General features: G+C 51.3%; 22 protein-coding genes and 6 tRNA genes. 17 read left to right on the top strand and 11 right to left on the bottom strand.

What is annotated here, in order from left to right:
• The first annotated feature begins 49 nt into the window (after nucleotides 1–49).
• The 3 genes from ACS0RQ_RS07570 (at nucleotide 50) to ypeC (ending at nucleotide 2,833) form a co-directional block, all read left to right on the top strand.
• Complete coding sequence (locus ACS0RQ_RS07570) at nucleotides 50–1,282, top strand: ion channel protein (protein ID WP_271849641.1); 1,233 nt, start codon at nucleotides 50–52, stop codon at nucleotides 1,280–1,282.
• A 106-nt stretch (nucleotides 1,283–1,388) separates the two neighbouring features.
• Nucleotides 1,389–2,387 carry an L-glyceraldehyde 3-phosphate reductase gene (gene mgrA / locus ACS0RQ_RS07565; protein WP_271849640.1) on the top strand — a complete coding sequence of 333 codons (999 nt, stop codon included), beginning with the start codon at nucleotides 1,389–1,391 and terminating at the stop codon, nucleotides 2,385–2,387.
• Nucleotides 2,388–2,500: 113 nt separating this feature from the next.
• Nucleotides 2,501–2,833, top strand: a complete 333-nt coding sequence (ypeC, locus tag ACS0RQ_RS07560) for a DUF2502 domain-containing protein YpeC (RefSeq protein WP_271849639.1) — start codon at nucleotides 2,501–2,503, stop codon at nucleotides 2,831–2,833.
• 60 nt (nucleotides 2,834–2,893) lie between these two features.
• Here ypeC and ACS0RQ_RS07555 read toward each other — a convergent pair whose 3' ends face one another.
• Nucleotides 2,894–4,132 (bottom strand): Nramp family divalent metal transporter, encoded by a 1,239-nt coding sequence (locus tag ACS0RQ_RS07555; protein ID WP_271849638.1) that lies wholly within the window; start codon nucleotides 4,130–4,132, stop codon nucleotides 2,894–2,896.
• A gap of 351 nt (nucleotides 4,133–4,483) precedes the next feature.
• Here ACS0RQ_RS07555 and ACS0RQ_RS07550 point away from each other — a divergent pair, with 351 nt between their 5' ends.
• Nucleotides 4,484–5,671, top strand: a complete 1,188-nt coding sequence (locus ACS0RQ_RS07550) for a NupC/NupG family nucleoside CNT transporter (RefSeq protein ID WP_271849637.1) — start codon at nucleotides 4,484–4,486, stop codon at nucleotides 5,669–5,671.
• Nucleotides 5,672–5,698: 27 nt separating this feature from the next.
• On the opposite strand, the gene ACS0RQ_RS07545 is transcribed toward ACS0RQ_RS07550, so the two are convergent.
• From ACS0RQ_RS07545 to ACS0RQ_RS07535, 3 genes are all read right to left on the bottom strand, one after another.
• Nucleotides 5,699–7,900, bottom strand: a complete 2,202-nt coding sequence (locus ACS0RQ_RS07545) for a sensor domain-containing phosphodiesterase (RefSeq protein ID WP_271849636.1) — start codon at nucleotides 7,898–7,900, stop codon at nucleotides 5,699–5,701.
• 213 nt (nucleotides 7,901–8,113) lie between these two features.
• A tRNA-Ala gene (locus tag ACS0RQ_RS07540) sits at nucleotides 8,114–8,189 on the bottom strand.
• A 40-nt stretch (nucleotides 8,190–8,229) separates the two neighbouring features.
• Nucleotides 8,230–8,305 (bottom strand) — tRNA-Ala (locus ACS0RQ_RS07535).
• 220 nt (nucleotides 8,306–8,525) lie between these two features.
• On the opposite strand from ACS0RQ_RS07535, the gene ACS0RQ_RS07530 reads away from it, so the two are divergent.
• Nucleotides 8,526–8,888 (top strand): YfeC-like transcriptional regulator, encoded by a 363-nt coding sequence (locus tag ACS0RQ_RS07530; protein WP_271849635.1) that lies wholly within the window; start codon nucleotides 8,526–8,528, stop codon nucleotides 8,886–8,888.
• A 1-nt stretch (nucleotide 8,889) separates the two neighbouring features.
• A complete protein-coding gene (locus ACS0RQ_RS07525) occupies nucleotides 8,890–9,285 on the top strand; it encodes a YfeC-like transcriptional regulator (RefSeq protein WP_271849634.1) in 396 nt (131 codons plus the stop codon).
• A 45-nt stretch (nucleotides 9,286–9,330) separates the two neighbouring features.
• Here the strand turns inward: ACS0RQ_RS07525 and gltX are convergent, their stop codons facing one another.
• The gene (gene gltX, locus ACS0RQ_RS07520) at nucleotides 9,331–10,746 is read right to left on the bottom strand and encodes a glutamate--tRNA ligase (RefSeq protein ID WP_271849633.1); all 1,416 of its coding nucleotides are present in this window, start codon (nucleotides 10,744–10,746) and stop codon (nucleotides 9,331–9,333) included.
• A gap of 258 nt (nucleotides 10,747–11,004) precedes the next feature.
• On the opposite strand from gltX, the gene ACS0RQ_RS07515 reads away from it, so the two are divergent.
• The 5 genes from ACS0RQ_RS07515 (at nucleotide 11,005) to ACS0RQ_RS07495 (ending at nucleotide 12,147) form a co-directional block, all read left to right on the top strand.
• Nucleotides 11,005–11,080: transfer RNA gene (locus tag ACS0RQ_RS07515), tRNA-Val, on the top strand.
• 44 nt (nucleotides 11,081–11,124) lie between these two features.
• Nucleotides 11,125–11,200, top strand: a tRNA-Val gene (locus ACS0RQ_RS07510).
• Between the two features lie 46 nt (nucleotides 11,201–11,246).
• Nucleotides 11,247–11,322 (top strand) — tRNA-Val (locus ACS0RQ_RS07505).
• A 4-nt stretch (nucleotides 11,323–11,326) separates the two neighbouring features.
• A tRNA-Lys gene (locus tag ACS0RQ_RS07500) sits at nucleotides 11,327–11,402 on the top strand.
• Nucleotides 11,403–11,763: 361 nt separating this feature from the next.
• Nucleotides 11,764–12,147, top strand: a complete 384-nt coding sequence (locus ACS0RQ_RS07495) for a FlxA-like family protein (RefSeq protein WP_107223183.1) — start codon at nucleotides 11,764–11,766, stop codon at nucleotides 12,145–12,147.
• Here ACS0RQ_RS07495 and ACS0RQ_RS07490 read toward each other — a convergent pair.
• A complete protein-coding gene (locus ACS0RQ_RS07490) occupies nucleotides 12,138–13,067 on the bottom strand; it encodes a LysR family transcriptional regulator (protein WP_271849632.1) in 930 nt (309 codons plus the stop codon). The two genes, ACS0RQ_RS07495 and ACS0RQ_RS07490, sit on opposite strands and share 10 nt — an antisense overlap.
• An 89-nt stretch (nucleotides 13,068–13,156) precedes the next feature.
• On the opposite strand from ACS0RQ_RS07490, the gene ACS0RQ_RS07485 reads away from it, so the two are divergent.
• On the top strand, nucleotides 13,157–14,146 hold the full coding sequence (locus ACS0RQ_RS07485; protein WP_271849631.1) for a bile acid:sodium symporter family protein: 990 nt from the start codon (nucleotides 13,157–13,159) through the stop codon (nucleotides 14,144–14,146).
• Here the strand turns inward: ACS0RQ_RS07485 and ACS0RQ_RS07480 are convergent.
• From ACS0RQ_RS07480 to zipA, 3 genes are all read right to left on the bottom strand, one after another.
• Nucleotides 14,143–14,358 (bottom strand): DUF3820 family protein, encoded by a 216-nt coding sequence (locus ACS0RQ_RS07480; RefSeq protein WP_039079743.1) that lies wholly within the window; start codon nucleotides 14,356–14,358, stop codon nucleotides 14,143–14,145. The two genes, ACS0RQ_RS07485 and ACS0RQ_RS07480, sit on opposite strands and share 4 nt — an antisense overlap.
• Complete coding sequence (gene ligA / locus ACS0RQ_RS07475) at nucleotides 14,359–16,374, bottom strand: NAD-dependent DNA ligase LigA (protein ID WP_271849630.1); 2,016 nt, start codon at nucleotides 16,372–16,374, stop codon at nucleotides 14,359–14,361.
• 71 nt (nucleotides 16,375–16,445) lie between these two features.
• Entirely contained in the window at nucleotides 16,446–17,432 is a 987-nt protein-coding gene (gene zipA / locus ACS0RQ_RS07470) for a cell division protein ZipA (protein ID WP_271849629.1), read from the bottom strand.
• A 230-nt stretch (nucleotides 17,433–17,662) separates the two neighbouring features.
• On the opposite strand from zipA, the gene cysZ reads away from it, so the two are divergent.
• The 5 genes from cysZ (at nucleotide 17,663) to crr (ending at nucleotide 22,499) form a co-directional block, all read left to right on the top strand.
• Entirely contained in the window at nucleotides 17,663–18,424 is a 762-nt protein-coding gene (gene cysZ / locus ACS0RQ_RS07465; protein ID WP_271849628.1) for a sulfate transporter CysZ, read from the top strand.
• A 141-nt stretch (nucleotides 18,425–18,565) separates the two neighbouring features.
• Complete coding sequence (gene cysK, locus ACS0RQ_RS07460) at nucleotides 18,566–19,537, top strand: cysteine synthase A (protein ID WP_039079739.1); 972 nt, start codon at nucleotides 18,566–18,568, stop codon at nucleotides 19,535–19,537.
• A gap of 382 nt (nucleotides 19,538–19,919) precedes the next feature.
• The gene (gene ptsH, locus ACS0RQ_RS07455; protein ID WP_039079738.1) at nucleotides 19,920–20,177 is read left to right on the top strand and encodes a phosphocarrier protein Hpr; all 258 of its coding nucleotides are present in this window, start codon (nucleotides 19,920–19,922) and stop codon (nucleotides 20,175–20,177) included.
• 44 nt (nucleotides 20,178–20,221) lie between these two features.
• Nucleotides 20,222–21,949: a phosphoenolpyruvate-protein phosphotransferase PtsI gene (gene ptsI, locus ACS0RQ_RS07450; protein WP_271849627.1), complete on the top strand. Its 1,728-nt coding sequence runs from the start codon at nucleotides 20,222–20,224 to the stop codon at nucleotides 21,947–21,949.
• Nucleotides 21,950–21,989: 40 nt separating this feature from the next.
• Complete coding sequence (crr, locus tag ACS0RQ_RS07445; RefSeq protein ID WP_039079736.1) at nucleotides 21,990–22,499, top strand: PTS glucose transporter subunit IIA; 510 nt, start codon at nucleotides 21,990–21,992, stop codon at nucleotides 22,497–22,499.
• A 48-nt stretch (nucleotides 22,500–22,547) separates the two neighbouring features.
• Here the strand turns inward: crr and pdxK are convergent, their stop codons facing one another.
• Both pdxK and cysM read right to left on the bottom strand, forming a co-directional pair.
• Complete coding sequence (gene pdxK, locus ACS0RQ_RS07440) at nucleotides 22,548–23,384, bottom strand: pyridoxine/pyridoxal/pyridoxamine kinase (protein ID WP_271849626.1); 837 nt, start codon at nucleotides 23,382–23,384, stop codon at nucleotides 22,548–22,550.
• A 2-nt stretch (nucleotides 23,385–23,386) separates the two neighbouring features.
• Entirely contained in the window at nucleotides 23,387–24,301 is a 915-nt protein-coding gene (gene cysM, locus ACS0RQ_RS07435) for a cysteine synthase CysM (RefSeq protein ID WP_271849625.1), read from the bottom strand.
• Nucleotides 24,302–24,441 lie beyond the last annotated feature (140 nt).

The raw sequence follows: 24,441 nt of genomic DNA, 5'->3' as shown, positions 1-24,441 counted from the left end.
TTTTCCACAAGCGTGCTGTGACCCTGTGCTCAGTTAAAAGGAAATGAACATGCTCCATCCGCGAGCCAGAACGATGCTGCTGCTGGCGCTTCCCGCGCTGATTATCGGTGTCGCATCCAGTCTGGTGTTATTGCTGGTCATGAAAGTGGCCGCCGTTCTGCAATTGATACTCTGGAATGGGCTGCCTTATCGTCTGGGTTTTACCCCTGACTCCCCTTTCTGGGTGATTATGATCCTGACCCTGACCGGGCTGGCGGTCGGTCTGGTGATTCGTTACAGCGCCGGACATGGCGGCCCGGATCCGGCAACCGAGCCGCTGATTGGCGCACCAGTACATGTCTCTGCCCTACCCGGCCTGCTGGTTGCCCTGGTGCTTGGCCTGGCCGGTGGTGTGAGTCTTGGGCCGGAGCATCCTATTATGGTGCTCAATATTGCCCTGGCCGTGGCATTGGGTGGAAAATTGTTCCCGCGCGTTGCCCCTCTCGACTGGACTATTCTCGCCTCTGCCGGAACCATTGGCGCACTGTTTGGCACCCCCGTGGCAGCCGCGCTGATTTTCTCCCAGACGCTGAATTCAAATACTGACCTGCCGCTATGGGACCGCCTGTTCGCCCCGCTGATGGCCGCCGCCGCAGGCGCTCTGACCACCGGGCTGTTTTTCCATCCCCACTTCGCTCTGCCTGTTGCGCATTATCCGCAGATGCATCTGGTCGATATCATCAGCGGTGCGGTCGTCTGCGCCATCGCGATTGCGCTGGGGATGGTAGCGGTCTGGTGCCTGCCGCGTTTGCACCAGTTGATGCATCGCCTGAAAAGCCCGGTACTGATGCTCGGGATCGGTGGCTTTATTCTGGGCGTGCTCGGCGTTATTGGCGGCAATATCACCCTGTTTAAAGGGCTGGATGAGATGCAGCAAATGGCGTTCGCGCAGACCTTTACCGTAACGGATTATCTGCTATTCGCAGTGATAAAACTGGCGGCGCTGGTGGTTGCGGCGGCCTGTGGTTTTCGCGGCGGGCGCATCTTCCCGGCGGTGTTTGTTGGCGTCGCTCTCGGTCTGATGCTGCATGAACACGTCAATGCCGTCCCGGCAGCAATCACTATCTCGTGTGCCATTCTCGGAATGGTGCTGGTCGTCACCCGCGACGCCTGGTTGAGCCTGTTTATGGCTGCCGCCGTGGTGCCGGATACCAGTCTGCTGCCACTGTTATGCATTGTGATGTTACCCGCCTGGCTGTTGCTGGCAGGAAAGCCGGTGATGATCGCACCACGCAAAAAATAGTGCGTAACGGCAGAATTTAGCAGAGGAAATCAGCGAGAACCGGCAAGCTGGTGTAAGCTCGAAGGCCACATGTGTAAACGTATACACTGACATTAAGGGCATATGTATGGTTTATCTGGCCTCCGGGGATCGCTATCAGAAAATGGAATTTCGCCGCTGCGGTGACAGTGGTCTTAAGCTTCCGGCAATCTCACTTGGACTGTGGCATAACTTTGGCGATGCAACACTCATTGAAAATAGCCGTCAGCTACTCAGACATGCTTTCGATTTGGGGATAACTCATTTCGATATCGCCAATAACTACGGGCCGCCTCCCGGCTCTGCCGAGCGCAATTTTGGTCGTCTGCTACAGGAAGATTTTTTGCCTTATCGGGATGAACTGATCATCTCGACCAAAGCAGGCTATACCATGTGGGATGGCCCCTATGGCGACTGGGGTTCACGCAAATACCTGATTGCCAGCCTCGATCAAAGCCTGCGCCGGATGGGGCTCGATTATGTCGATATCTTCTATCACCACCGTCCGGACCCTGAAACGCCGCTGAAAGAGACCATGCGAGCGCTGGACCACGTTGTCCGCCAGGGCAAGGCGCTGTATGTCGGTCTGTCGAATTACCCGGCCGATTTGGCGCGCCAGGCCATTGAGATACTCAATGATCTGGGCACGCCCTGCCTTATCCATCAGCCCAAATATTCGATGTTCGAGCGTTGGGTGGAAGACGAACTGTTGACTGTGCTGCAACAAGAAGGGGTCGGCAGCATTGCGTTTTCGCCGCTGGCAGGCGGACAACTCACCGACCGTTATCTGAATGGTATTCCGGAAGATTCACGCGCCGCCAGCGGTAGCCGTTTCCTCAATCCCGATCAGATTACGGATGAAAAGCTGGCAAAAGTCCGCAAGTTGAATGATTTGGCGATAGCCCGTGGGCAAAAATTATCGCAAATGGCGCTGGCATGGGTTCTGCGCGGGGACAAGGTGACCTCCGTGCTGATTGGTGCCAGTAAAACCAGCCAGCTTGATGACGCCGTCGGCATGCTGGCTAATCGCCAGTTCAGCGAAGCGGAATGCGCCAACATTGACACGATCCTGAACAGCGCAAAATAACAGCATTTTTAGCAAAAAGTGCTGTCACTACGGATTTAGGAGTTCCTCCGAAGATGCGGGCATAAACGTTACATAATATTGCTGCAACAGACCCGATCGTGAAGGAGAAAACTATGTTCAGGTCACTGATTCTCGCAGCAGTATTAATGGCATGTGCCCCACTGGTCGCTAACTCTGGCGAAATAACACTGCTGCCTTCTGTAAAATTGCAAATTGGCGATCGCGACAATTACGGCAATTATTGGGACGGCGGACGCTGGCGCGATCGCGACTACTGGCATCGTAATTACGAATGGCGTGACCATCGCTGGCGTATGCATGACCGTGGCTACCACCGTGGCTGGGATAAGCGTGATGCTTACGAACGCGGTTACCGTGAAGGCTGGAATGATCGCGATGATCGTCGCGGCCCGGGACGTGGTCATGGCCATGGTCACTGGCGTTAACAAACAGGCTATAAGCAAAAAGGAGCGCATGCGCTCCTTTTTCTTTGGCAATATTTAGCGTTATATCCCTAAAGCGGTTCCCACCAGCAGCCAGCCATTTAGCGCCACCACCAGGATCACAATCAGCCAGCCAACGCGTTTGACCGTCGGCGTATTCACCAGCTCCCCCATTAACGCGCGGTCACTGGTAAAGATCAGCAATGGCACCAGCGCCAGGGCGATGCCGAAACTGAGCAGTACCTGGCTCATCACCAGAATGCGTGTGGGATCAAGCCCCATCAGGATAACGACAAACGATGGCATCATAGTGATGGTCCGGCGTACCCATAATGGAATATGGAAACGCACAAACCCCTGCATCACCACCTGCCCGGCCAGCGTCCCTACCACGGTAGAGGAAAGCCCGGCTGCCACCAGGCTCAGGCCAAACACGGTAGCCGCCGCATGACTGAGCAGCGGTTCAAGCGTTAAATAGGCTTCGTCCAAATCGGCAATGCCGGTATGACCATTGAAGTGAAATGCAGCAGCGGCAGTCGCCATCATCGCCAGATTGACGAAACCGGCGATAGTCATCGCGATACCCACATCCCACTTAGTCGCGGAATACCGCTCGCGGCGCGTTCCCTCATGCAGATACTGGGTCAATGAGGAGTGCAGGTAAATCACGTGCGGCATGATTGTTGCCCCTAACACACCAGCGGCAAGGAATACGGCTTCGGTACCCGGCAGGCTTGGGATCAAGATGCCTTTACTGAGCGGAGCCAGTTCAGGACGTGAGAAAACCAGCTCAACAATATAAGCCGCCGCAACAAACAGCAGCAGCCCGCCAATGACTTTTTCCAGCGGTTTCTGCCCGCGGCGTTGCAGCATCAGAATTAAAAAGGTGGCGATCCCGGTCAGTACCGCACCTTGTAACAGCGACACGCCGAGAATCAGCTTAAAACCGATGGCGGCGCCGATAAACTCGGCAAGGTCCGTGGCCATGGCGATAATTTCCGCCTGTACCCAGTAGAACCAGACCAGCGGACGCGGGTAATGATCGCGAATTTGTTCTGCGAGGTTTCTACCCGTGGCAATCCCTAACTTTGCTGACAGCAGTTGAATCAGCATGGCCATCAGGTTTGCCCAGACAACCACCCACAGCAGTTGGTAACCGAAGCTGGCCCCGGCCTGAATATTAGTGGCGAAGTTACCCGGATCGATATACCCGATCGCCGCAATGAACGCAGGTCCCATTAACGCGAGCTTTAACTTGCGCGCTGCACGTCCACTGCTACTCTCAACGCGACTGTTGTTCATTTCTTGCCCCTAAATATAGCCTTTGCTATGTTTCATGCTACCAAAATGAGAATGATTATCAAGTTCATTTAGAATAGATTCGATTGATTTCTTCGATAGTCAGAAACGATGACGGGCCGGATGTTTTTAAGACGGGAACGATGAGATGCAAATCACACCGTCTTGTTAAGAGTTTAGCATTACAGTGCAACTTTTCATTCTTTTACTTAACATAACAGAAATGTATGGTGGATCACTATTTTTGAGTCTGGTCACAGGTCATTAATATACTGTGTGTTTGATCTCGTTTTCTTTCCGCTTGTTACATAGAATGTGCACGAAATTTCTACCCGTCTCATATTTGGAGCAAATATGTCCCGCGTTCTGCACTTTGTTCTGGCGCTTGCCGTTGTGGCGCTGCTTGCATTACTTGTAAGCAGTGACCGCAAAAAAATCCGCATTCGCTTTGTTGTCCAACTGCTCGTGCTTGAAGTCTTGCTTGCCTGGTTCTTCCTGAACTCTGACGTGGGTCTGGGTTTTGTGAAAGGCTTCTCCGAGATGTTTGAAAAACTGCTCGGATTTGCCAACGAAGGGACAAACTTCGTCTTCGGCAAAATGAACGATCAAGGTCTGGCATTCTTCTTCCTGAAAGTGCTCTGCCCGATTGTCTTCATTTCTGCGCTGATCGGTATCCTGCAACATATCCGCGTACTGCCAATTATTATTCGCGCTATCGGTACCGTCCTGTCCAAAGTCAACGGCATGGGTAAACTGGAATCATTTAACGCAGTCAGCTCCTTGATTCTGGGCCAGTCTGAAAACTTCATCGCTTACAAAGATATCCTCGGAAAAATGTCCCGCAACCGCATGTACACCATGGCGGCTACCGCGATGTCTACCGTTTCGATGTCAATTGTTGGCGCGTACATGACCATGCTGCAGCCAAAATATGTGGTCGCGGCGCTGGTTCTGAACATGTTCAGCACCTTTATCGTGCTGTCCCTGATCAACCCATACCGCGTCGATGAGAGCGAAGAAAACCTGCAGATGTCTAACCTGCATGAAGGACAGAGCTTCTTCGAAATGCTGGGCGAGTATATACTGGCGGGCTTTAAAGTCGCGATTATCGTTGCGGCAATGCTGATCGGCTTTATCGCTCTGATTTCTGGTCTGAACGCCCTGTTCGCTGCCATTCTCGGCATCTCCTTCCAGGGGATTCTGGGCTACATCTTCTACCCGATTGCCTGGGTAATGGGTGTTCCGTCCTCAGAAGCGCTGCAGGTGGGCAGTATCATGGCAACCAAACTGGTTTCCAATGAATTCGTGGCGATGATGGATCTGCAGAAAATCGCATCCAGCCTGTCTCCGCGTGCGGAAGGCATCCTGTCTGTCTTCCTGGTTTCCTTCGCTAACTTCTCTTCTATCGGTATTATCGCCGGTGCGATTAAAGGCCTGAACGAAGAGCAAGGTAACGTGGTTTCCCGCTTCGGTCTGAAACTGGTTTACGGTTCAACGCTGGTGAGCGTCCTGTCCGCCTCTATCGCGGCACTGGTACTGTAATTCAGATAAACCGGGGGCAACCCCGGTTTACGCCTTCCCAGCCGCGACTAATGGCTGCGGTTTCCCCAGTAAGTATCCCTGCAGATAATTCACCCCGGCATTCAACAGCAACGCGCGTTGTTCCTCTGTCTCGACATATTCCGCCACCACCGTCAGTGACTTCGCTTTTGCCAGCTCGCAAATGGATTTCACAATCATCACATCCTGCGGATCGTGGGCAATATCCCGCACAAAGCAGCCATCAATCTTGATGATATCTGCCTCCAGACGCTTTAACCGTTCGAAATTAGCAAACCCCGTACCGAAGTCGTCAATGGCAATTTTAAAACCGGCCTGACGCAATTGCTGAATGTTCTTCACGCTGAATTCAGAATGCGAAAAGGCCTGCTCTTCGGTAATTTCGATAATGACTTCACGACAAGAGATCGCGTAAGCCGCGAAGAGCTTCAGTAATTTTGCGGCAAAATCTTTTTGCATCAGCGTCAGTGGCATCAGGTTTACTGAGAAGCGCTGACGTTGTTTATCGCCAGGTTGCGGATTTGCCTGCATCCATTGCAGCAAGGTTTCAATGACCTGCATGTCGAAGCGGGTGCTGAGATTAAACTGCGCAATCACAGGAATGAAGTGCGCCGGGCTCATCACCTCACCATCACTGACAAGACGCGTGAGGATTTCATGATAACCCTGCCTCTGCGCGTCAAGGATGGGCTGAGCATACAGTTGCAGCGTGCGCTCATCCAGCGCCCGTTTTACCTTATTAAGCAACATTACGCGCTCAGTCGTCTGGCCAGTCACGATGGCCAGGCTGTTGGTCAACGCCAGCGGTTGAGGGGTGGTACAAGCCTGTTCAGAGAGCCAGCTCAACTGCCCTAACGTATGGTGTAGCGTTTCTCCCGCACCGTTCACGTCTCCCCATGAGGCGCCAAACTCGACATCAAGGCTGGTATTTTGCCAGTGAAAGCGCTGGCTATTGAGGAAATCAAGCATGTGCTGCAAGCGATCGGCAGCCTGTGGGCCCTCCAGTACCAACAGTAATTCACAGCCAGGCAACTGGAACAATAATTCCCCTGGCTGTAACAATGGGCGCAATGCATGAGTGACGCTACGCTTAAAATAGACACGCATCATCATTCCGTAATGCCGGCTTAAAAACTCCAGATTTTTCATATGAAAACAGCAGACAATCTGATTCCTATTTTTCTCCAGATGCAATTCCAGCGCACGTAAATTAGGTAAACCAGTCAACGGGTCAGTTAATGCCTGCTCCCGCCAGCGTTTTCTGATCCATACACTACGATGATATACACGGGTCATATATATTAAACATATGGTAAAACAGATCAGTACCGACATAACAAATGCCAGCGAGTATTCCGTGTTAACCCCATGCAGAAAATTGCGGTTATAGGCAGCCAGCACAAAAGCAGATACCGCCCAACTCAGCATAATTAGCGGATAACTTAATTTGCTGATAACTAGCGTAAAGAGAATAAAAATAAGTGGAACAAGATACCCCGCAACAAAATCGGAATGATAAGGCGAACACAAAACAGTGAGGATAGCTATCAGCGAGGCCATCCATAACGAAAGGAATAATCGTTTCTTTTTCGTAAAACAGGGTTTAAAGCTTTTACGCCAAAACAGGTGTGCATAGCGCGGACTGATAATCATCCTTAATGGATAATAAAACATCATCGTGAAAATCAGCGATGCACAGATAAGGCTTTGAATATCAACGATTGAATAGACTACTGACGCAGAACCAAAGTAACCCGACAGATGGTCCGGAAAGACGAAACACTGACCCGCCATATACATGGAGAATTTTATCCCTGCCGGAGCGACAAACCCCATCCAGAAGATCCGCAGCGCCATATTTTTATTCGGGAGGCTGTGACGCCAGCGTATACCTATTTTCCAGCGGACAATGGCACATACGGCAAAAACCGGGAAAGTCTGGCAGAACAGCAATATACCAGCCTGATTAAATGGCAAAGGTAATAACCATTCGTTAGCGATAGCAAAACTGATAATAATTGGCAGGATGGCGTGGCGACCAAATATAAACAGCATTGAAAACATAACGCTCAACGGAAGCCAGGCGAGATAGACGTTACTGGAATCTATAATTGCTCGTGGTGAGATATAACGGGATACTGGCACCGCAATAAGACACATAATCAGAGCAATAATAAATTTTTGGTTATGTATGTATAATTTAGATTTCATTATCGTTAATAAATTGATCTCACCTGCTCATTTTTTGTCAGGCACGGATAATATGTTTATTCGCATCGCGAATCAACATATAAAGCCAACGCATACCGTACTATGCCGATAGCATTAATAAACCCATAATTTCTTACTGAACCTGAAAAGGATTTACATGAGGAGACAAAACGGGGAAATAAAAAACCCCCGCCGTAGCGAGGGTTCAAATTTTGGTGGAGCTAAGCGGGATCGAACCGCTGACCTCTTGCATGCCATGCAAGCGCTCTCCCAGCTGAGCTATAGCCCCACAATGTTGTTTACGCACCAAACCACCTGGGTGGAGGATTTGGTGGAGCTAAGCGGGATCGAACCGCTGACCTCTTGCATGCCATGCAAGCGCTCTCCCAGCTGAGCTATAGCCCCATCGCGTAAAGCGTGTCGTGTTGACGGGCGGCATAATATGAATTCCCTCGCCAGGTGTCAACGGCAAAATTATCTGGTCGCAATCAATCGCTGAAAAAGCATTCAAATGAAAGACATTGCGAAACATCTCGCAGCCAGTAGTTAAACATGTCACATTTTCGCATAAAATGATGCTATAACATTATTCACTAATTATCCCTACAACCACTCTGGAAATAACATGCTCAAGGAACGAATGACCCCGGAAGAGCTCGCGCAGCTTACCGGTTACAGCCGCCAGACCATCAACAAATGGGTGCGTAAAGAAGGCTGGGTCACTTCTCCTAAACCAGGCGTACAGGGTGGAAAAGCCCGGCTGGTGCATGTTAATGAGCAGGTCCGTGAATTTATCCGCAATGCCCAACGCTCAGCCCATGAAATAACGTTCTCTTCTCTTACTGCTAAAGACCCTACTCTGGAAACACTGCTTCTGACACTGGCCAAAGAGATGACAATGCCCGAACAGAAACAGCTTTCCTCATTGTTACTTCGCGACGGCATTACCGGTTTGCTGTCTCGTCTGGGTATTCGTGAACAGAAATAAGATGAAATTACCTGATAAAATGACGACTGAGGAATTGGCGGATTATCTCGGCGTGGCAAAACAGACAGTGAATCGTTGGATCCGCGAACAAAGATGGTCCACCGAGAATTTACCTGGAGTAAAAGGCGGTCGTGCGCGTCTTATCCATATTGATAAGAATGTTCGTCATTTCATTATGAAAACACCCACCATGCGCCAACGCCACTCCCCTGCCTCGCTGGCGGAGCCCTTTCCGCACTATGAGGCTGATAAACAGACCTCGGCGCTTTTGAAAATTAATGGCATGCTGCAAAACATGACGCCGCTTGAACAAGAACGGCTGGTGGTGTTGCTCGTTCGCGAAGGAATTCAGGGTTTTCTACAAAGGCTTGGCATTACAGCGATAGATGCGGAGTAAAAAAAACGGCAGGTAAAACCTGCCGTTTTCGTTTTATGTGCCGTCTTACTGCTGGCTTTCGCGCTCAGTAATAAAATCCAGCGCTTTGTTGATACGCTCAATGCTACGGGATTTACCAATCGCATGTACAGTAACGTCCAGTGCAGGAGACTGCCCTGCCCCCGTTACGGCCACACGCAGAGGCATACCGACTTTCCCCATCCCTACTTCCAGCTCATCAGCCGTTGCCTGGATCGCGTGGTGCACGTTTTCCGCAGTCCAGTCAGCCAGCGCGGCGAGTTTATCGCGCACCACTTCCAGCGGTTGACGTGCGACCGGGCGCAGGTGTTTTTTCGCGGCATCAGCATCAAACTCAGCGAAATCTTCATAGAAGTAACGGCAGCTTGCCGCAATTTCTTTCAGCGTTTTGCAACGCTCACCCAGCAGTTTTACCAGATCCGCCAGTTGCGGGCCGTTGCGGGTATCGATATTTTCCTGCTCAATGTGCCACTGCAGATGGGTCGCCACATACTCAGGCGCCAGGGTGTTGATATAGTGGTGGTTCAGCCACAGCAGTTTATCGGTATTAAACGCACTCGCAGATTTGCTCACCGCGCCAAGTGAGAACAGCTTGATCATCTCTTCACGGGAGAAAATCTCCTGATCGCCGCTCGACCAGCCCAGGCGGACAAGGTAGTTCAGCAACGCTTCCGGCAGGTAGCCGTCGTCACGATACTGCATCACACTGACCGCGCCATGACGTTTGGAGAGCTTTTTACCGTCATCACCGTTAATCATGGATACATGCGCATAAACCGGCACCGGGGCATTCAGTGCTTTCAGGATGTTGATCTGACGCGGTGTGTTGTTGATATGGTCTTCACCACGGATCACATGCGTGATCTGCATGTCCCAGTCGTCGACAACTACGCAGAAGTTATAAGTCGGAGATCCATCTGTACGACGAATAATCAGATCGTCGAGCTCCTGGTTGCTGAATTCGATCGGCCCGCGGATCTGGTCGTCAAATATAACGGAACCGTCCTGCGGGTTAGCAAAACGAACAACGCATGGCTCATCCGCCGCATGATGTTCGTGACCGTGGCGGCAGCGACCGTCATAACGCGGTTTTTCACCTTTCGCCATCTGCTCTTCACGCAACGCTTCAAGACGCTCTTTGGAGCAATAGCATTTATAAGCAGTGCCCGCTTGCAGCATCTCATCAATAACCGCGTTGTAGCGATCAAAACGTTTGGTCTGGAAATACGGACCCTCGTCCCATTCCAGATTCAGCCAGTTCATACCATCCATGATGGCTTCAATAGCTTCTGGCGTTGAGCGCTCAAGATCGGTGTCTTCAATACGCAGCACGAACTCACCATTGTGGTTACGTGCAAAAAGCCAGGAGTAAAGAGCAGTACGCGCACCGCCGACGTGCAGATAGCCAGTCGGGCTTGGCGCGAAGCGAGTTTTGATTTTCATGAAAAGGCCTTACGTTTGATAAATATGCCGACAACCGGCAAATCCTGGAAAATTGAGGTCGCAATATTCTATCACTGTGGGGTGATTCCTCAATGTTGTTGCCGCAATCACGAGCTTCTATATGTATTTTGTATATAAATCATGCGCCCACGCTCGATTCAACAGCGGTTTGTTTAATTTTACGACGAACGAACAATTTCTTTTGAAAATGCGTTGACTCATTTTCAACTCTCCCTATAATGCGACTCCACACAGCGGGGGTGATTAGCTCAGCTGGGAGAGCACCTCCCTTACAAGGAGGGGGTCGGCGGTTCGATCCCGTCATCACCCACCACTACTTAGGTAGTCTCCGCCGTGTAATGTAAGAAATTGAGAAGTGGGTGATTAGCTCAGCTGGGAGAGCACCTCCCTTACAAGGAGGGGGTCGGCGGTTCGATCCCGTCATCACCCACCACTTTCTCGCCAGCTGGATTTCTTACAACAATATGAAGTACCGAAGTGGGTGATTAGCTCAGCTGGGAGAGCACCTCCCTTACAAGGAGGGGGTCGGCGGTTCGATCCCGTCATCACCCACCACTTCGGGTCGTTAGCTCAGTTGGTAGAGCAGTTGACTTTTAATCAATTGGTCGCAGGTTCGAATCCTGCACGACCCACCAATGTAAAAAAGCGCCCTAAAGGCGCTTTTTTGCTATCTGCGATATACCGTTCTTCTTCCGACACTCACTTTGTTCCTTACTCTCTGCCCTGGAACAGGAAAGAATAAAAAACCATCAAACTCGCCCTACCTGGCAAGATAATAAACCCTTTAAAAACACCAAAAGGCAGTCGAAAAAGCCAACTTATCCTATACAGTAAAAACAATAAAACCATTAAGTTATCTGCAGGCAGGTCTGATAACGCTTTGCCATAATTTATGCTTAATATAGAGATATAATACCCTGAGCGCGGCACGGATCCGCACGTGCCAGCGGTACTTTTCCACCGTTAATGGTGTTTTGGGCTAGAGAGGAGAGAAAAATGACAACAATTCAGGCAACCACATCAACTGTGATTTCCAGCAGCATCAGCGGTGGCAAAAGCAGCACCAGTAGCACCGGCGGCTCGTCTTCCTCAAACAGCGATATTGCCTCGCAGATCAGCAACATTATGCAGCAAATCTCGAAATTGAGTCAGCAATTGAAAGATCTCGCGACATCGGGCAGTGCCGATGCTGACAGCCAGAAACAGCGGGAGCTGCTACAGGCTGAGATCAAACAGTTACAAGCGCAACTGGCCCAACTGGAATACAAACAGGCAGAGGAAGCGCAGAAAAAAAATGACGAAAAACAGAGTCAGTCCGCTGTTAAACCAGAAGGTGTTAACACCCCTTCTGACAACAACCAGATCGATATTTACATCTGATGGAATAGCGGGTCTTCTTCACGGGCCTGGTTCAAACACCGGGCCTGTTCACGCACCACATCCCATATCGCCTGCGCGGCTCCCGAAAGCGAACGATTTTTTCGCTGCACCAGCATGATCTTACGTTTAATCTCTGGCTTTAAGCGTTTCACACATAGTTGGCTCCCCTGCGGCAACGGTAACGCCAGCGCGGGCATGATGCTAATCCCAATCCCCGCTTCTACCATTGGAAATAATGTGGCCGGATGCCCTATCTCCTGAACGATAGCGGCTGTGATGCCAAATTGTGCCAGGGCGGCATCAATCAATGGGCGGCTGCCCGAAGCGTAGTCCTGAACCACAAGACGTGAGTCTTGCAGTGCTGACCAGGGTATGGTTTGAGATGTCGCCCAGGCGTGATCGTGACGACAAAGCAAAAAGAACGGCTCTTCCAGGATCTCTTCACACTGCAAATCACTCACCGGACCGGGATCGATAACGATGCCAAAGTCCACTTCACCATGACGAATACTCTCCAGTACCCACTGTTGCGGCCGATCATGCAGCATAAAATCGATCTCCGGATAGAGACGGTTACTCTGCGCAATACATTGCGGAATCAAATGAGCCGAAATCGTCTGACTTGCCGCCACGCGCACTGTACCGGATAGTTGCTGGCCCACACGTCCGGCATCACGCAGGGTGTTATTCAGTTCCTCGAGCAATCTTTCCAGTCTGGCTGCGAGCTGCTGCCCGGCTTCTGTCAGCACCACTTCACGCGTAGTACGATCGAGTAATCGGACACCGGTCTGCAGTTCCAGTTCTTTAACGCTGTGGCTCACTGCCGATTGGCTTAACCCAATAATATCTCCTGCCCGGCTGAAACTTTTGGCATGTGCTACCGTGACAAAGACACGAAGTTGTCGCAACGAATAATTCATCTAATAAATTCATATATTGATTCAATAAATTAATTTTATTTCTCAAAACAAAAAACGCAAACTGTTGGCACCGAATTTCAGGAGTATTTATGAAACTTTTTCGTGTCCTTGACCCTTTTACATTGACGCTGGTGTGTACCGTGCTGCTGGCCACCTTCTTCCCGGCCCGTGGCGGTTTTGTTCCCTTCTTTGAAGGGCTGACCACCGCAGCCATTGCGTTGTTGTTCTTTATGCATGGCGCGAAATTGTCTCGTGAAGCCATTATTGCCGGGGGTAGCCACTGGCGACTGCATCTGTGGGTGATGTGCAGCACATTCATTTTATTTCCCGTTTTAGGGGTACTGTTTGTCTGGTGGTCACCCGTCAATGTGAGCCAGGAGCTCTACACCGGTTTCCTCTATCTGTGTATTCTGCCGGCGACCGTACAATCGGCTATTGCCTTTACCTCACTTGCCGGAGGAAATGTCGCGGCCGCCGTCTGTTCCGCTTCCGCCTCCAGCCTGTTAGGCATCTTCCTCTCCCCGCTGCTGGTTGGCCTGCTAATGAATCTGCATGGCGCTGACGGAAGCCTGGAACAGGTTGGCAAAATTATGCTGCAACTGTTGCTGCCGTTTGTCCTGGGGCATCTGTCACGCCGGTGGACGGGTGCGTGGGTAGCGCGTAATAAGAAGTGGATTTCGAAAACCGATCAGACATCCATTCTGCTGGTCGTCTATTCCGCGTTTAGCGAAGCCGTAGTTAATGGGATCTGGCACAAGGTAGGTGTAGGTTCACTGCTGTTTATCGTGGTGTTCAGCATGGTTCTGCTGGCGATTGTTATCGCGATTAATATCTTCGCAGCCCGTAAACTCGGGTTTAATAAAGCGGATGAAATCACCATCGTATTCTGCGGATCCAAGAAAAGTCTGGCCAACGGTATCCCGATGGCCAACATTCTGTTCCCGACATCAGTGATAGGGATGATGGTGCTGCCACTGATGATTTTCCATCAAATTCAGCTGATGGTCTGTGCAGTGCTGGCACGTCGCTACAAACGCCAGGCAGAAAAACTACAGGCACAGGAAACGGCGAAAGCTTAACGGCGTTTCAGGGGCTGCACCAGATGGGCCAGCCCCTCCGTTTTAATCAGCAAAGCCAGTTGCATAAGTTCGCCCAGATGCCCGGCAGGAAACGAATCCTTACGGGCAAACCACAGCAGGTACTCCTCAGGTAAATCAATCAGCTTCCGCCCCTGATACTTCCCGAATGGCATCTCAGTGTTCGCAATCTCAATAAGCTGTTCTTTTTCCATTTACGCACCCAGCAGCCGTAGCATTTCCGCTTCATCAATCACCGCAATGCCCAACTCCTGTGCTTTCGCCAACTTGGAACCCGCGGCCTCGCCGGCGATAACCAGATCCGTCTTTTTCGACACACTGCCTGCCACTTTCGCGCCAAGCTCAACCAGGCGGGCTTTGGCATCATCGCGCGACATCTGGCTCAGGCTACCAGTCAGCACTACGGTTTTACCGGCAAACGGGCTGTCTATCTCTTCGGCGTTGATGACGACCGGCGCAGGCCAGCGTACGCCCTCTGCCAGCAATTGGCCGATCACATCGCGGTTACTCTCTTCGGCAAAAAAGTTAAAGACATGCGCCGCGACCACTTTGCCCACATCGGGTACTTTTTGCAGTTCCTCAATGGAAGCCGCTTCCAGCGCTTCCAACGTACCGAAGTACGCCGCAAGCCCCGCCGCTGTGGCTTCGCCTACTTCACGGATACCCAGCGCGTACAGGAAACGGGCAAATGTGGTCTCTTTTGCACTTTCTAATGCATTGACTACGTTTTGTGCCGATTTCGGTCCCATACGATCCAGACCCGTCAGCTTACCTGCCGTCAGACGGAACAGATCGGCAGGCGTATGGACGTACTCTTTTTCCACCAGTTGGTCGATAATCTTATCGCCCATCCCGTCAACATCCATTGCCCGGCGGGAGACAAAATGTTTCAGTGCTTCTTTGCGCTGTGCGCCGCAAATCAACCCCCCGGTACAGCGAGTAACCGCTTCGCCTTCCACGCGCTCTACATCCGAACCACATACCGGGCAGTGGGCTGGAAATACAACTTCCCGGGTCCCATCAGGACGCTCAGACTCCACCACATTGACCACCTGGGGAATCACATCGCCTGCACGACGAATCACGACTTTATCGCCAATGCGCAGACCAAGACGGGCGATTTCATCCGCATTATGCAACGTGGCATTACTCACCAACACGCCTGCGACATGTACCGGCTCCAGCCGCGCAACAGGGGTAATTGCCCCCGTACGTCCCACCTGAAATTCGACGTCACGAACAAACGTCATCTGCTCCTGGGCAGGGAATTTGAAAGCCACCGCCCAACGCGGCGCGCGAGCAACGAAACCAAGCTGTTCCTGGAGCGCCAGGGAATTGACCTTAATGACCACGCCATCGATATCAAAGCCCAGCGTCGGGCGGTCCTCTTCTACCTTGTGATAAAAAGCCAGCACTGCCTCCGGCGAGTCGCACAGCGTCACCCTGTCGCTGACCGGTAAACCCCACTCTTTAAAGCGCAACAAGCGTCCGAGGTGGGCATCGGGCAGTTCACCGCCTTCAAGCACGCCCACGCCATAACAGAAGAAAGTAAGTGGTCGCTTCGCCGTAATACGTGGGTCAAGCTGACGCAGAGAGCCAGCCGCCGCATTACGTGGGTTAGCAAACACTTTGCCTCCGGTGCGACGCGCTTCTTCGTTAATTTTTTCAAACCCGGCCTGGGGCAGGAAAACTTCACCACGCACTTCCAGACGCGCCGGAATATTGTCGCCATGCAGTTTCAACGGAATCGCGCGGATCGTGCGTACGTTGGTGGTAATGTCCTCACCGGTCGTCCCATCGCCACGGGTTGCGGCACGTACCAGCACGCCGTTTTCATAGAGGATACTGACAGCCAGGCCATCAAGTTTCAGCTCGCAACAGTAGATGAGCGCATCGGTACTTTTCAGCCGATCCTGAACGCGTTTATTGAAGGCAAGAAAGCTCTGCTCATCGAAGACGTTATCAAGCGACAGCATCGGGATTTCATGGCGTACCTGGCTAAATGAGGCCAGCGGAGCGGCACCTACACGCTGTGTAGGTGAATCCGGCGTGATGAGATCAGGATGCTGCGCCTCAAGCTCGCGGAGTTCACGCAGCAGCCTGTCATATTCCGCATCCGGGATCTCAGGCGTATCCATGACATGATAAAGATATTCGTGATGGCGAAGAGTGGTTCGTAGTTCAGTGAGCTTTTGTTCGATTGATTCCATGTCGCACCATCAATGATAAAAAACCCCCGACGGGCGGGGGTTCTGGGGAAATAACGAAGCAACCGTGGCCGTTACGCGTTTGCGTCCCTGACTTCACGGATTCTGTCCTGATACTCACGCAGCTTCTGCGGCGTCATCATACGACGCTGGTCATCAAGCACCACGCCGCCAACTTCATCAGCGATATACTGCGCGGCTTGCAGCATCAATTTAAAGTTTTGCAGCTCGTCACCGTAAGATGGCACCTGCATAAACATGGTGATACCAGGTGTGGTAAGCTCGCTCATCTGCTCCGGATCGAATGTTCCAGGGTTAACCATATTGGCCAGGCTGAACAGCGTAGGACCGCTACCGTCCGGGCTGAGATGGCGATGGAAAATGCTCATATCGCCAAACTTGAAACCAACCTGCTGAATACTGTTGAGCAATAGCTCACCCTGTAGCGCGCTGCCCTGATGCGCCGCGACGTTCATAATAATGACCGTCTCTTTACGCTGCGGTTTTTCCACAACCGGGGCTTCTTCAATATGCTCAGGTTCAGGCTCAGGTTGCGCGACAGGTTCATGATGTGAAGGCTGTGCCGCCGTAAACGCAGGTTGCTGTGGCTGTGCAGGTGCCACAGGCTGAGCAAATTCGCGCTCACGTGGCTCCTGAACAGGCTGCTGCGGCTCCACCTGCGGCGCACGCTGTACCGGCTGAGCAGACGGCTGCGCCTGGCGCTCTTCATGGCGGGCAGGGGCAGTTGCGCGAGGCTGTGCCGACGCGTAAGGAGGTTGATACTGATGCTGTGGCTGTTGACGCGGAGCCTCAGGTTCACTTCCCGCTTTCGGCGGTGCGTTTACCCGATGAACGCGGACTTCGCCCACGCTGTCGTCATCTTCTTCGACATCCTCGTCGTAGGCGTCATCGTCGTCACGTCGCGACTTCATACGTTTTAACGGTCGATCGCGGAACATTGAGGAACGTTCTTTACGACTGGTCCAGAAACCGTGAACCAGTAAAGCGATTATGGCGATCGCGCCAACAATGATTAATATCAGACGCAAATCCTGCATCATTATATTCTCTGTTGTTCTAACACCTTGCCAACACGGCAAACATTTACTCACTAAGAGTATTTGCCGATTACGTCAAGTGCAAGTGTACACATGCCTTTCACAGCATAAAGATGAACGAAATTGTGCTTTTTGCTGTTTTTTCGAACATTTCCGAACGGGTTTTTTCATCTGCGAACAGATAATATAGGTTTTTGCTTTTCTGGCTGTAATAAAAGGAGTATTGCCCGGCTATGGTTTCATCTTCCCCAACCTCATCACGCAGCGGCGTTTTCTATTTTTCTCAAGGCTGGAAGCTCATCACGCTGCCGGGCATTCGCCGCTTCGTTATTTTGCCGCTTCTCGTCAATATCATATTGATGGGGGGGGCTTTTGCATGGCTATTTACCCGCCTCGACAACTGGATCCCCGCGCTTATGAGCCATGTTCCTGGCTGGCTACAGTGGCTTAGCTATTTGCTCTGGCCAATTGCGGTTGTTTCAATCCTGCTGGTGTTCAGCTATTTCTTCTCCACTATCGCCAACTGGATTGCCGCGCCGTTCAATGGCCTGCTCGCCGAACAGCTTGAGGCTCGCTTAACCGGTGCGACGCCGCCCGATGCCGGCGTGGCCGCCGTCATTAAAGATATCCCGCGTATTATGAAGCGCGAATGGCAGAAACTTGCCTGGTATCTGCCACGCGCGCTCGTTTTATTACTACTCTATTTCATTCCGGGTATCGGTCAAACCGTCGCGCCTGTGCTGTGGTTTTTATTCAGCGCCTGGATGCTGGCCATCCAGTACTGTGATTACCCGTTTGATAACCACAAAGTGCCGTTCAAAGAGATGCGCGTCGCCTTGCGGACACGTAAGGTAACAAACATGCAATTTGGCGCGCTTACCAGCCTGTTCACCTTGATTCCGGTATTGAATCTGGTCGTGATGCCAGTTGCAGTCTGCGGTGCAACCGCAATGTGGGTCGACTATTATCGTGAAAAGAACGCCGCCTGGCGCTAAAGGAATTATTCCGGTTCTTATTCCATACTGGTTACCATTATTTCGGCTCAGCATATAGATATGCGAATTCCTTACTTCCCCAAGGACAGTAAGTGGGTATGCTGGGGTGGTTCCCAAATTTCATACAGTTAAGGACAGGCCATGAGTAAGATTTTTGAAGATAACTCGCTGACTATCGGTCACACGCCGCTGGTTCGACTGAACCGCATCGGTAATGGACGCATCCTGGCAAAGGTAGAATCCCGTAACCCGAGCTTCAGCGTTAAATGCCGTATCGGTGCCAATATGATTTGGGATGCCGAAAAACGCGGCGTGCTGAAACCGGGTATTGAACTGGTTGAACCGACCAGTGGTAACACCGGTATCGCACTGGCATACGTTGCCGCAGCTCGCGGTTACAAACTGACCCTGACAATGCCTGAAACCATGAGCATCGAACGCCGTAAGCTACTCAAGGCGCTGGGCGCGAATCTGGTGCTGACCGAAGGCGCGAAAGGCATGAAAGGCGCGATTCAGAAAGCGGAAGAAATTGTCGCCAGCGATCCCTCTAAATATCTGCTGCTGCAGCAGTTTAGCAATCCGGCCAACCCGGAAATTCATGAGAAAACCACGGGCCCGGAAATCTGGGAAGATACCGACGGTCAGGTGGACGTATTTATCTCTGGCGTGGGTACCGGCGGTACGCTGACCGGCGTGTCTCGCTATATTAAAGGCACAAAAGGCAAATCAGACCTGATCACCGTAGCAGTTGAGCCGACCGATTCCCCGGTTATCTCCCAGGCGCTGGCAGGCGAAGAGCTGAAACCAGGTCCGCACAAAATCCAGGGGATTGGCGCTGGTTTTATTCCGGGCAACCTTGATTTAAAACTGATCGACAAAGTGGTGAAAATTACCAATGAAGAAGCGATCAGTACTGCACGCCGTCTGATGGAAGAAGAAGGTATTCTTGCGGGCATCTCTTCTGGTGCTGCTGTCGCCGCTGCACTGAAACTGCAGGAAGACGAAACCTTTACTAACAAGAATATTGTGGTTATCCTGCCATCCTCTGGTGAGCGTTATTTGAGCACCGCGTTGTTTGCCGATCTGTTTACTGAAAAAGAACTGCAACAGTGATGCCAGATTGTTAAAAAAGCGCAAAAAAGCACCTGAGAAGGTGCTTTTTTGTGGAGCACATCAAAGTTTCACCCCTCCTGGCATTGATTAGACTCCTCGGGTCTGGTATTTAACCATCACATTTATTTTGATGCGCGAAATTAATCGGTTTCTGATTTCACGAAGCTGAATCGATTTTATGATTTGGTTCAATTCTCGCTTTCGCTGCATAATGTTTAATGACGTGCGAAACGTCAAAGGCCAGAAGCGCCAGCACCGGATCGTGTTTTCCACGCTTCTGAGTCGTATACCGTAACGCCGGCGCTAACGATACAGGCTAAAGTCCAGCCGCCAGGCTAGACTTTAGTTCCACAACACTAAACCTATAAGTTGGGGAAATACAATGTTCCAGCAAGAAGTTACCATTACCGCTCCGAACGGTCTGCACACCCGCCCTGCTGCTCAGTTTGTTAAAGAAGCGAAAGGCTTCACTTCTGAGATCACTGTGACTTCCAACGGCAAAAGCGCCAGCGCAAAAAGCCTGTTCAAACTGCAAACTCTGGGCCTGACTCAGGGTACTGTCGTGACGTTGACCGCAGAAGGCGAAGACGAACAAAAAGCAGTTGAACATCTGGTTAAACTGATGGCAGAACTCGAGTAATTTTCCGGGTTCTTTTAAAGATCAGTCACAAGTAAGGTAGGGTTATGATTTCAGGCATTTTAGCATCCCCGGGTATCGCTTTTGGCAAAGCACTTCTGCTGAAAGAAGACGAAATCGTCATTGACCGGAAAAAAATTTCTGCCGATAAGGTTGACCAGGAAGTTGAGCGTTTCCTGAGCGGTCGTGCCAAGGCATCAGCGCAGCTTGAAGCGATCAAAACGAAAGCTGGCGAAACTTTCGGTGAAGAAAAAGAAGCCATCTTCGAAGGCCACATCATGTTGCTCGAAGATGAGGAGCTGGAGCAGGAAATCATAGCCCTGATTAAAGATAAGCACATGACTGCCGACGCGGCGGCTCATGAAGTTATCGAAGGTCAGGCGACTGCCCTTGAAGAGCTGGACGATGAATACCTGAAAGAACGTGCGGCTGACGTACGTGATATCGGTAAGCGTCTGCTGCGCAATATTCTTTGCATGCCTATCATCGACCTGAGCGCCATTCAGGACGAAGTGATTCTGGTTGCCGCTGACCTGACCCCGTCAGAAACCGCACAGTTGAACCTGAACAAGGTCCTCGGTTTCATTACTGACATGGGTGGCCGTACTTCCCACACTTCCATCATGGCGCGTTCTCTGGAACTGCCTGCGATTGTGGGTACCGGCAGCGTAACCTCTCAGGTAAAAAATGACGATTATCTGATTCTCGATGCGGTTAATAACAAAGTATACGTTAACCCGACTGAGCAAGAAGTTGAGACGCTGCGTAGCACGCAGGCTCAGGTAGCCGAAGAGAAAGCCGAACTGGCTAAACTGAAAGACCTGCCAGCCATCACGCTGGACGGCCACCAGGTCGAAGTCTGTGCCAACATCGGTACCGTGCGCGACGTCGCAGGTGCTGAGCGTAACGGCGCGGAAGGTGTAGGTCTCTATCGTACCGAATTCCTGTTCATGGACCGCGAGTCCCTGCCGACTGAAGAAGAACAGTTTGCAGCATACAAAGCGGTTGCCGAAGCCTGTGGTTCTCAGGCCGTTATCGTACGTACCATGGACATTGGCGGCGACAAAGAGCTGCCATATATGAATTTCCCGAAAGAAGAAAACCCGTTCCTGGGCTGGCGTGCAGTGCGTATCGCCATGGATCGCAAAGAGATCCTGCGCGACCAGGTACGTGCGATTCTGCGTGCTTCCGCTTTCGGTAAACTGCGCATCATGTTCCCGATGATCATCTCTGTTGAAGAAGTGCGTGCACTGAAAAAAGAGATCGAAATCTACAAACAGGAACTGCGTGACGAAGGTAAAGCTTTTGACGAAACAATTGAAGTTGGCGTGATGGTCGAAACCCCTGCCGCCGCCACTATTGCTCGTCATTTAGCCAAAGAAGTTGATTTCTTTAGTATCGGTACCAATGATTTAACGCAGTACACTCTGGCAGTTGACCGTGGTAATGATATGATTTCACATCTTTACCAGCCGATGTCGCCGTCTGTACTGACTCTCATCAAGCAAGTTATTGATGCATCTCATGCAGAAGGTAAGTGGACCGGTATGTGTGGTGAGCTTGCAGGCGACGAACGTGCTACACTTCTGTTGCTGGGGATGGGTCTGGATGAATTCAGTATGAGTGCCATTTCTATCCCGCGCATTAAGAAGATTATTCGCAATACTAACTTCGAAGATGCGAAGGTTTTAGCAGAGCAGGCTCTTGCCCAACCGACAACGGACGAGTTAATGACGCTGGTTAACAAGTTCATTGAAGAAAAAACAATCTGCTAATCCACGAGATGCGGCCCAAATTACTGCTTAGGAGAAGATCATGGGTTTGTTCGATAAACTGAAATCTCTGGTTTCTGATGATAAAAAAGACACTGGAACCATTGAGATTGTTGCTCCGCTTTCCGGCGAAATCGTCAACATTGAAGATGTTCCGGATGTTGTATTCGCTGAGAAAATCGTTGGTGATGGCATCGCTATCAAACCAACTGGCAACAAAATGGTAGCGCCTGTTGACGGTACTATCGGCAAAATCTTTGAAACCAACCATGCCTTCTCTATCGAATCCGATAGCGGCATTGAGCTGTTCGTTCACTTCGGTATCGACACCGTTGAACTGAAAGGCGAAGGTTTCAAACGTATCGCAGAAGAAGGTCAGCGCGTGAAAGTCGGCGACCCGGTTATTGAATTCGATCTGCCGCTGCTGGAAGAGAAAGCCAAGTCTACCCTGACTCCGGTTGTTATCTCCAACATGGACGAAATCAAAGAACTGATTAAACTGACCGGTAGCGTTACCGTTGGTGAAACCCCGGTTATTCGTATTAAGAAGTAATTCTTAATGCATATAAGAATGGCACCCTTGCGGTGCCATTTTTGTTTGTTACGCTGGAAGAATCAGCTCGTCGTAGCCTTTCTCCAGCGTATAGCGCATAACGTCAGTCACGCGCGCCCCCGCTCCATTTACCGCCTCGGCCAATGGTTTCCCCTGGACAATATTACTGACCAGCTCAGAGCAGAACAGATCCCCGGTTCCTTTTAAATCCGCCGCAATACGCGGGTGAGAACTTATTTCAACGCTCTCCTTCGTCACCAGAACCACATGGATGCAGTTATCATCAGACGGGACTGGCGCGCTGGTAATGGCAACCCATTGCAAGATGTCAGAGAGCAGTCCTTTCGCTGCCTCTACCGCGCTTTGCATATCACGGCAGTGTTTACCGCTCAGAATTTCGAGCTCGAAAACATTGGGCGTAATCCCCTGCGCCAGCGGCAACAAATGTTGGCAATAGGCTTCGGGAATCTCAGGCTTCACGTACATACCACTGTCGATATCACCGATGACAGGGTCGACGAGCACCGGCAAATGTGGGTGCTTCTCTTTTAGCGTTTTTAACCACTGCGCCAGAAGCGCAATCTGGCTGGCGCTGCCCATATAGCCTGTTGTTACCGCTTTCAGTTCACGCAAGATATCGCGCTCTTCCAACGCCTGCAAATAGCCGCTGAACCATTCGTCAGGAATGATGCCGCCATAAAAGGTATCGTAATGGGGTGTATTACTGAAAAGCACCGTAGGCACTGCCGTCACGCTCAGACGATGCTGACGGATGTTCGGTACCGCGATACTGTTGCCTACGCTGCCATAGACAACTTGCGACTGTACAGCAACGATATCGGTCTGCTGCGCACGGGTTTTGTCCCTGAATAAGATCATTTCCATACTTAGATCCCTGCTCCCTGTGAATAGCTTTCTTCGCCAAATACGCCCGTTGAGAGATAACGATCGCCACGATCACAAATGATAGCAACAATGACTGCTCCCGGATTTGCTTTCGCAATACGCAGTGCGCCAGCAACCGCGCCGCCCGAACTCACGCCACAAAAAATACCTTCCTGTACCGCCAGCGCGCGCATGGTATTCTCCGCATCACGCTGATGAATATCCAGCACTTCATCCACCAGCGAAGCATTGAAAATGCCCGGCATATACTCCGCAGGCCAGCGACGAATACCCGGAATGCTGCTCCCCTCTTCCGGTTGTAAGCCAACAATGGAGACCGCTTTTTCTTGCTCGCGAAGGAAACGTGATACGCCGGTGATAGTCCCGGTCGTCCCCATGCTGGAGACAAAATGGGTGATTCGCCCCGCCGTTTGTTGCCAGATTTCTGGCCCGGTGGTCGTGTAGTGTGCGTAGGGGTTATCAGGATTATTAAATTGATCCAGCAGCTTGCCTTCGCCGCGCTGAGCCATGGATAGCGCCAGGTCACGCGCGCCTTCCATACCCTGCTCTTTGGTGACCAGAATCAGTTCTGCGCCATAGGCGCGCATCGCGGCGCGACGCTCCTGACTCATGTTGTCCGGCATCAGCAACTTCATGCGGTAGCCTTTCAGCGCAGCAATCATTGCCAGAGCAATACCGGTGTTGCCACTGGTCGCTTCGATCAGGACATCGCCCGGTTTGATTTCGCCGCGGTTTTCCGCCTGCACAATCATCGATAACGCGGCTCTGTCTTTGACCGAACCCGCCGGGTTGTTCCCTTCCAGTTTGACCCAGATCTCACTACCGTTATCGGGCCCAAGACGTTGCAATCTGACCAGCGGCGTGTTGCCAATGGTTTGCTCTAATGTATTGTTCACTCACCCTGTCCAATAAAAAAGCCCGGTCGCGCATTCGCTTACCGGGCCTACGGGCAAGTGCGTTCTGATGCACTCACCTCACCCCCCTTCCTGTGGGAGAGGGTGCAAATACTATAAACAACCTGAGGGTTGCTTTGCAT

The sequence above is a fragment of the Phytobacter diazotrophicus genome, from assembly GCF_052061655.1.
Taxonomy (GTDB): domain Bacteria; phylum Pseudomonadota; class Gammaproteobacteria; order Enterobacterales; family Enterobacteriaceae; genus Phytobacter; species Phytobacter diazotrophicus.
This window is presented reverse-complemented; position numbering and strand designations above follow the sequence as displayed.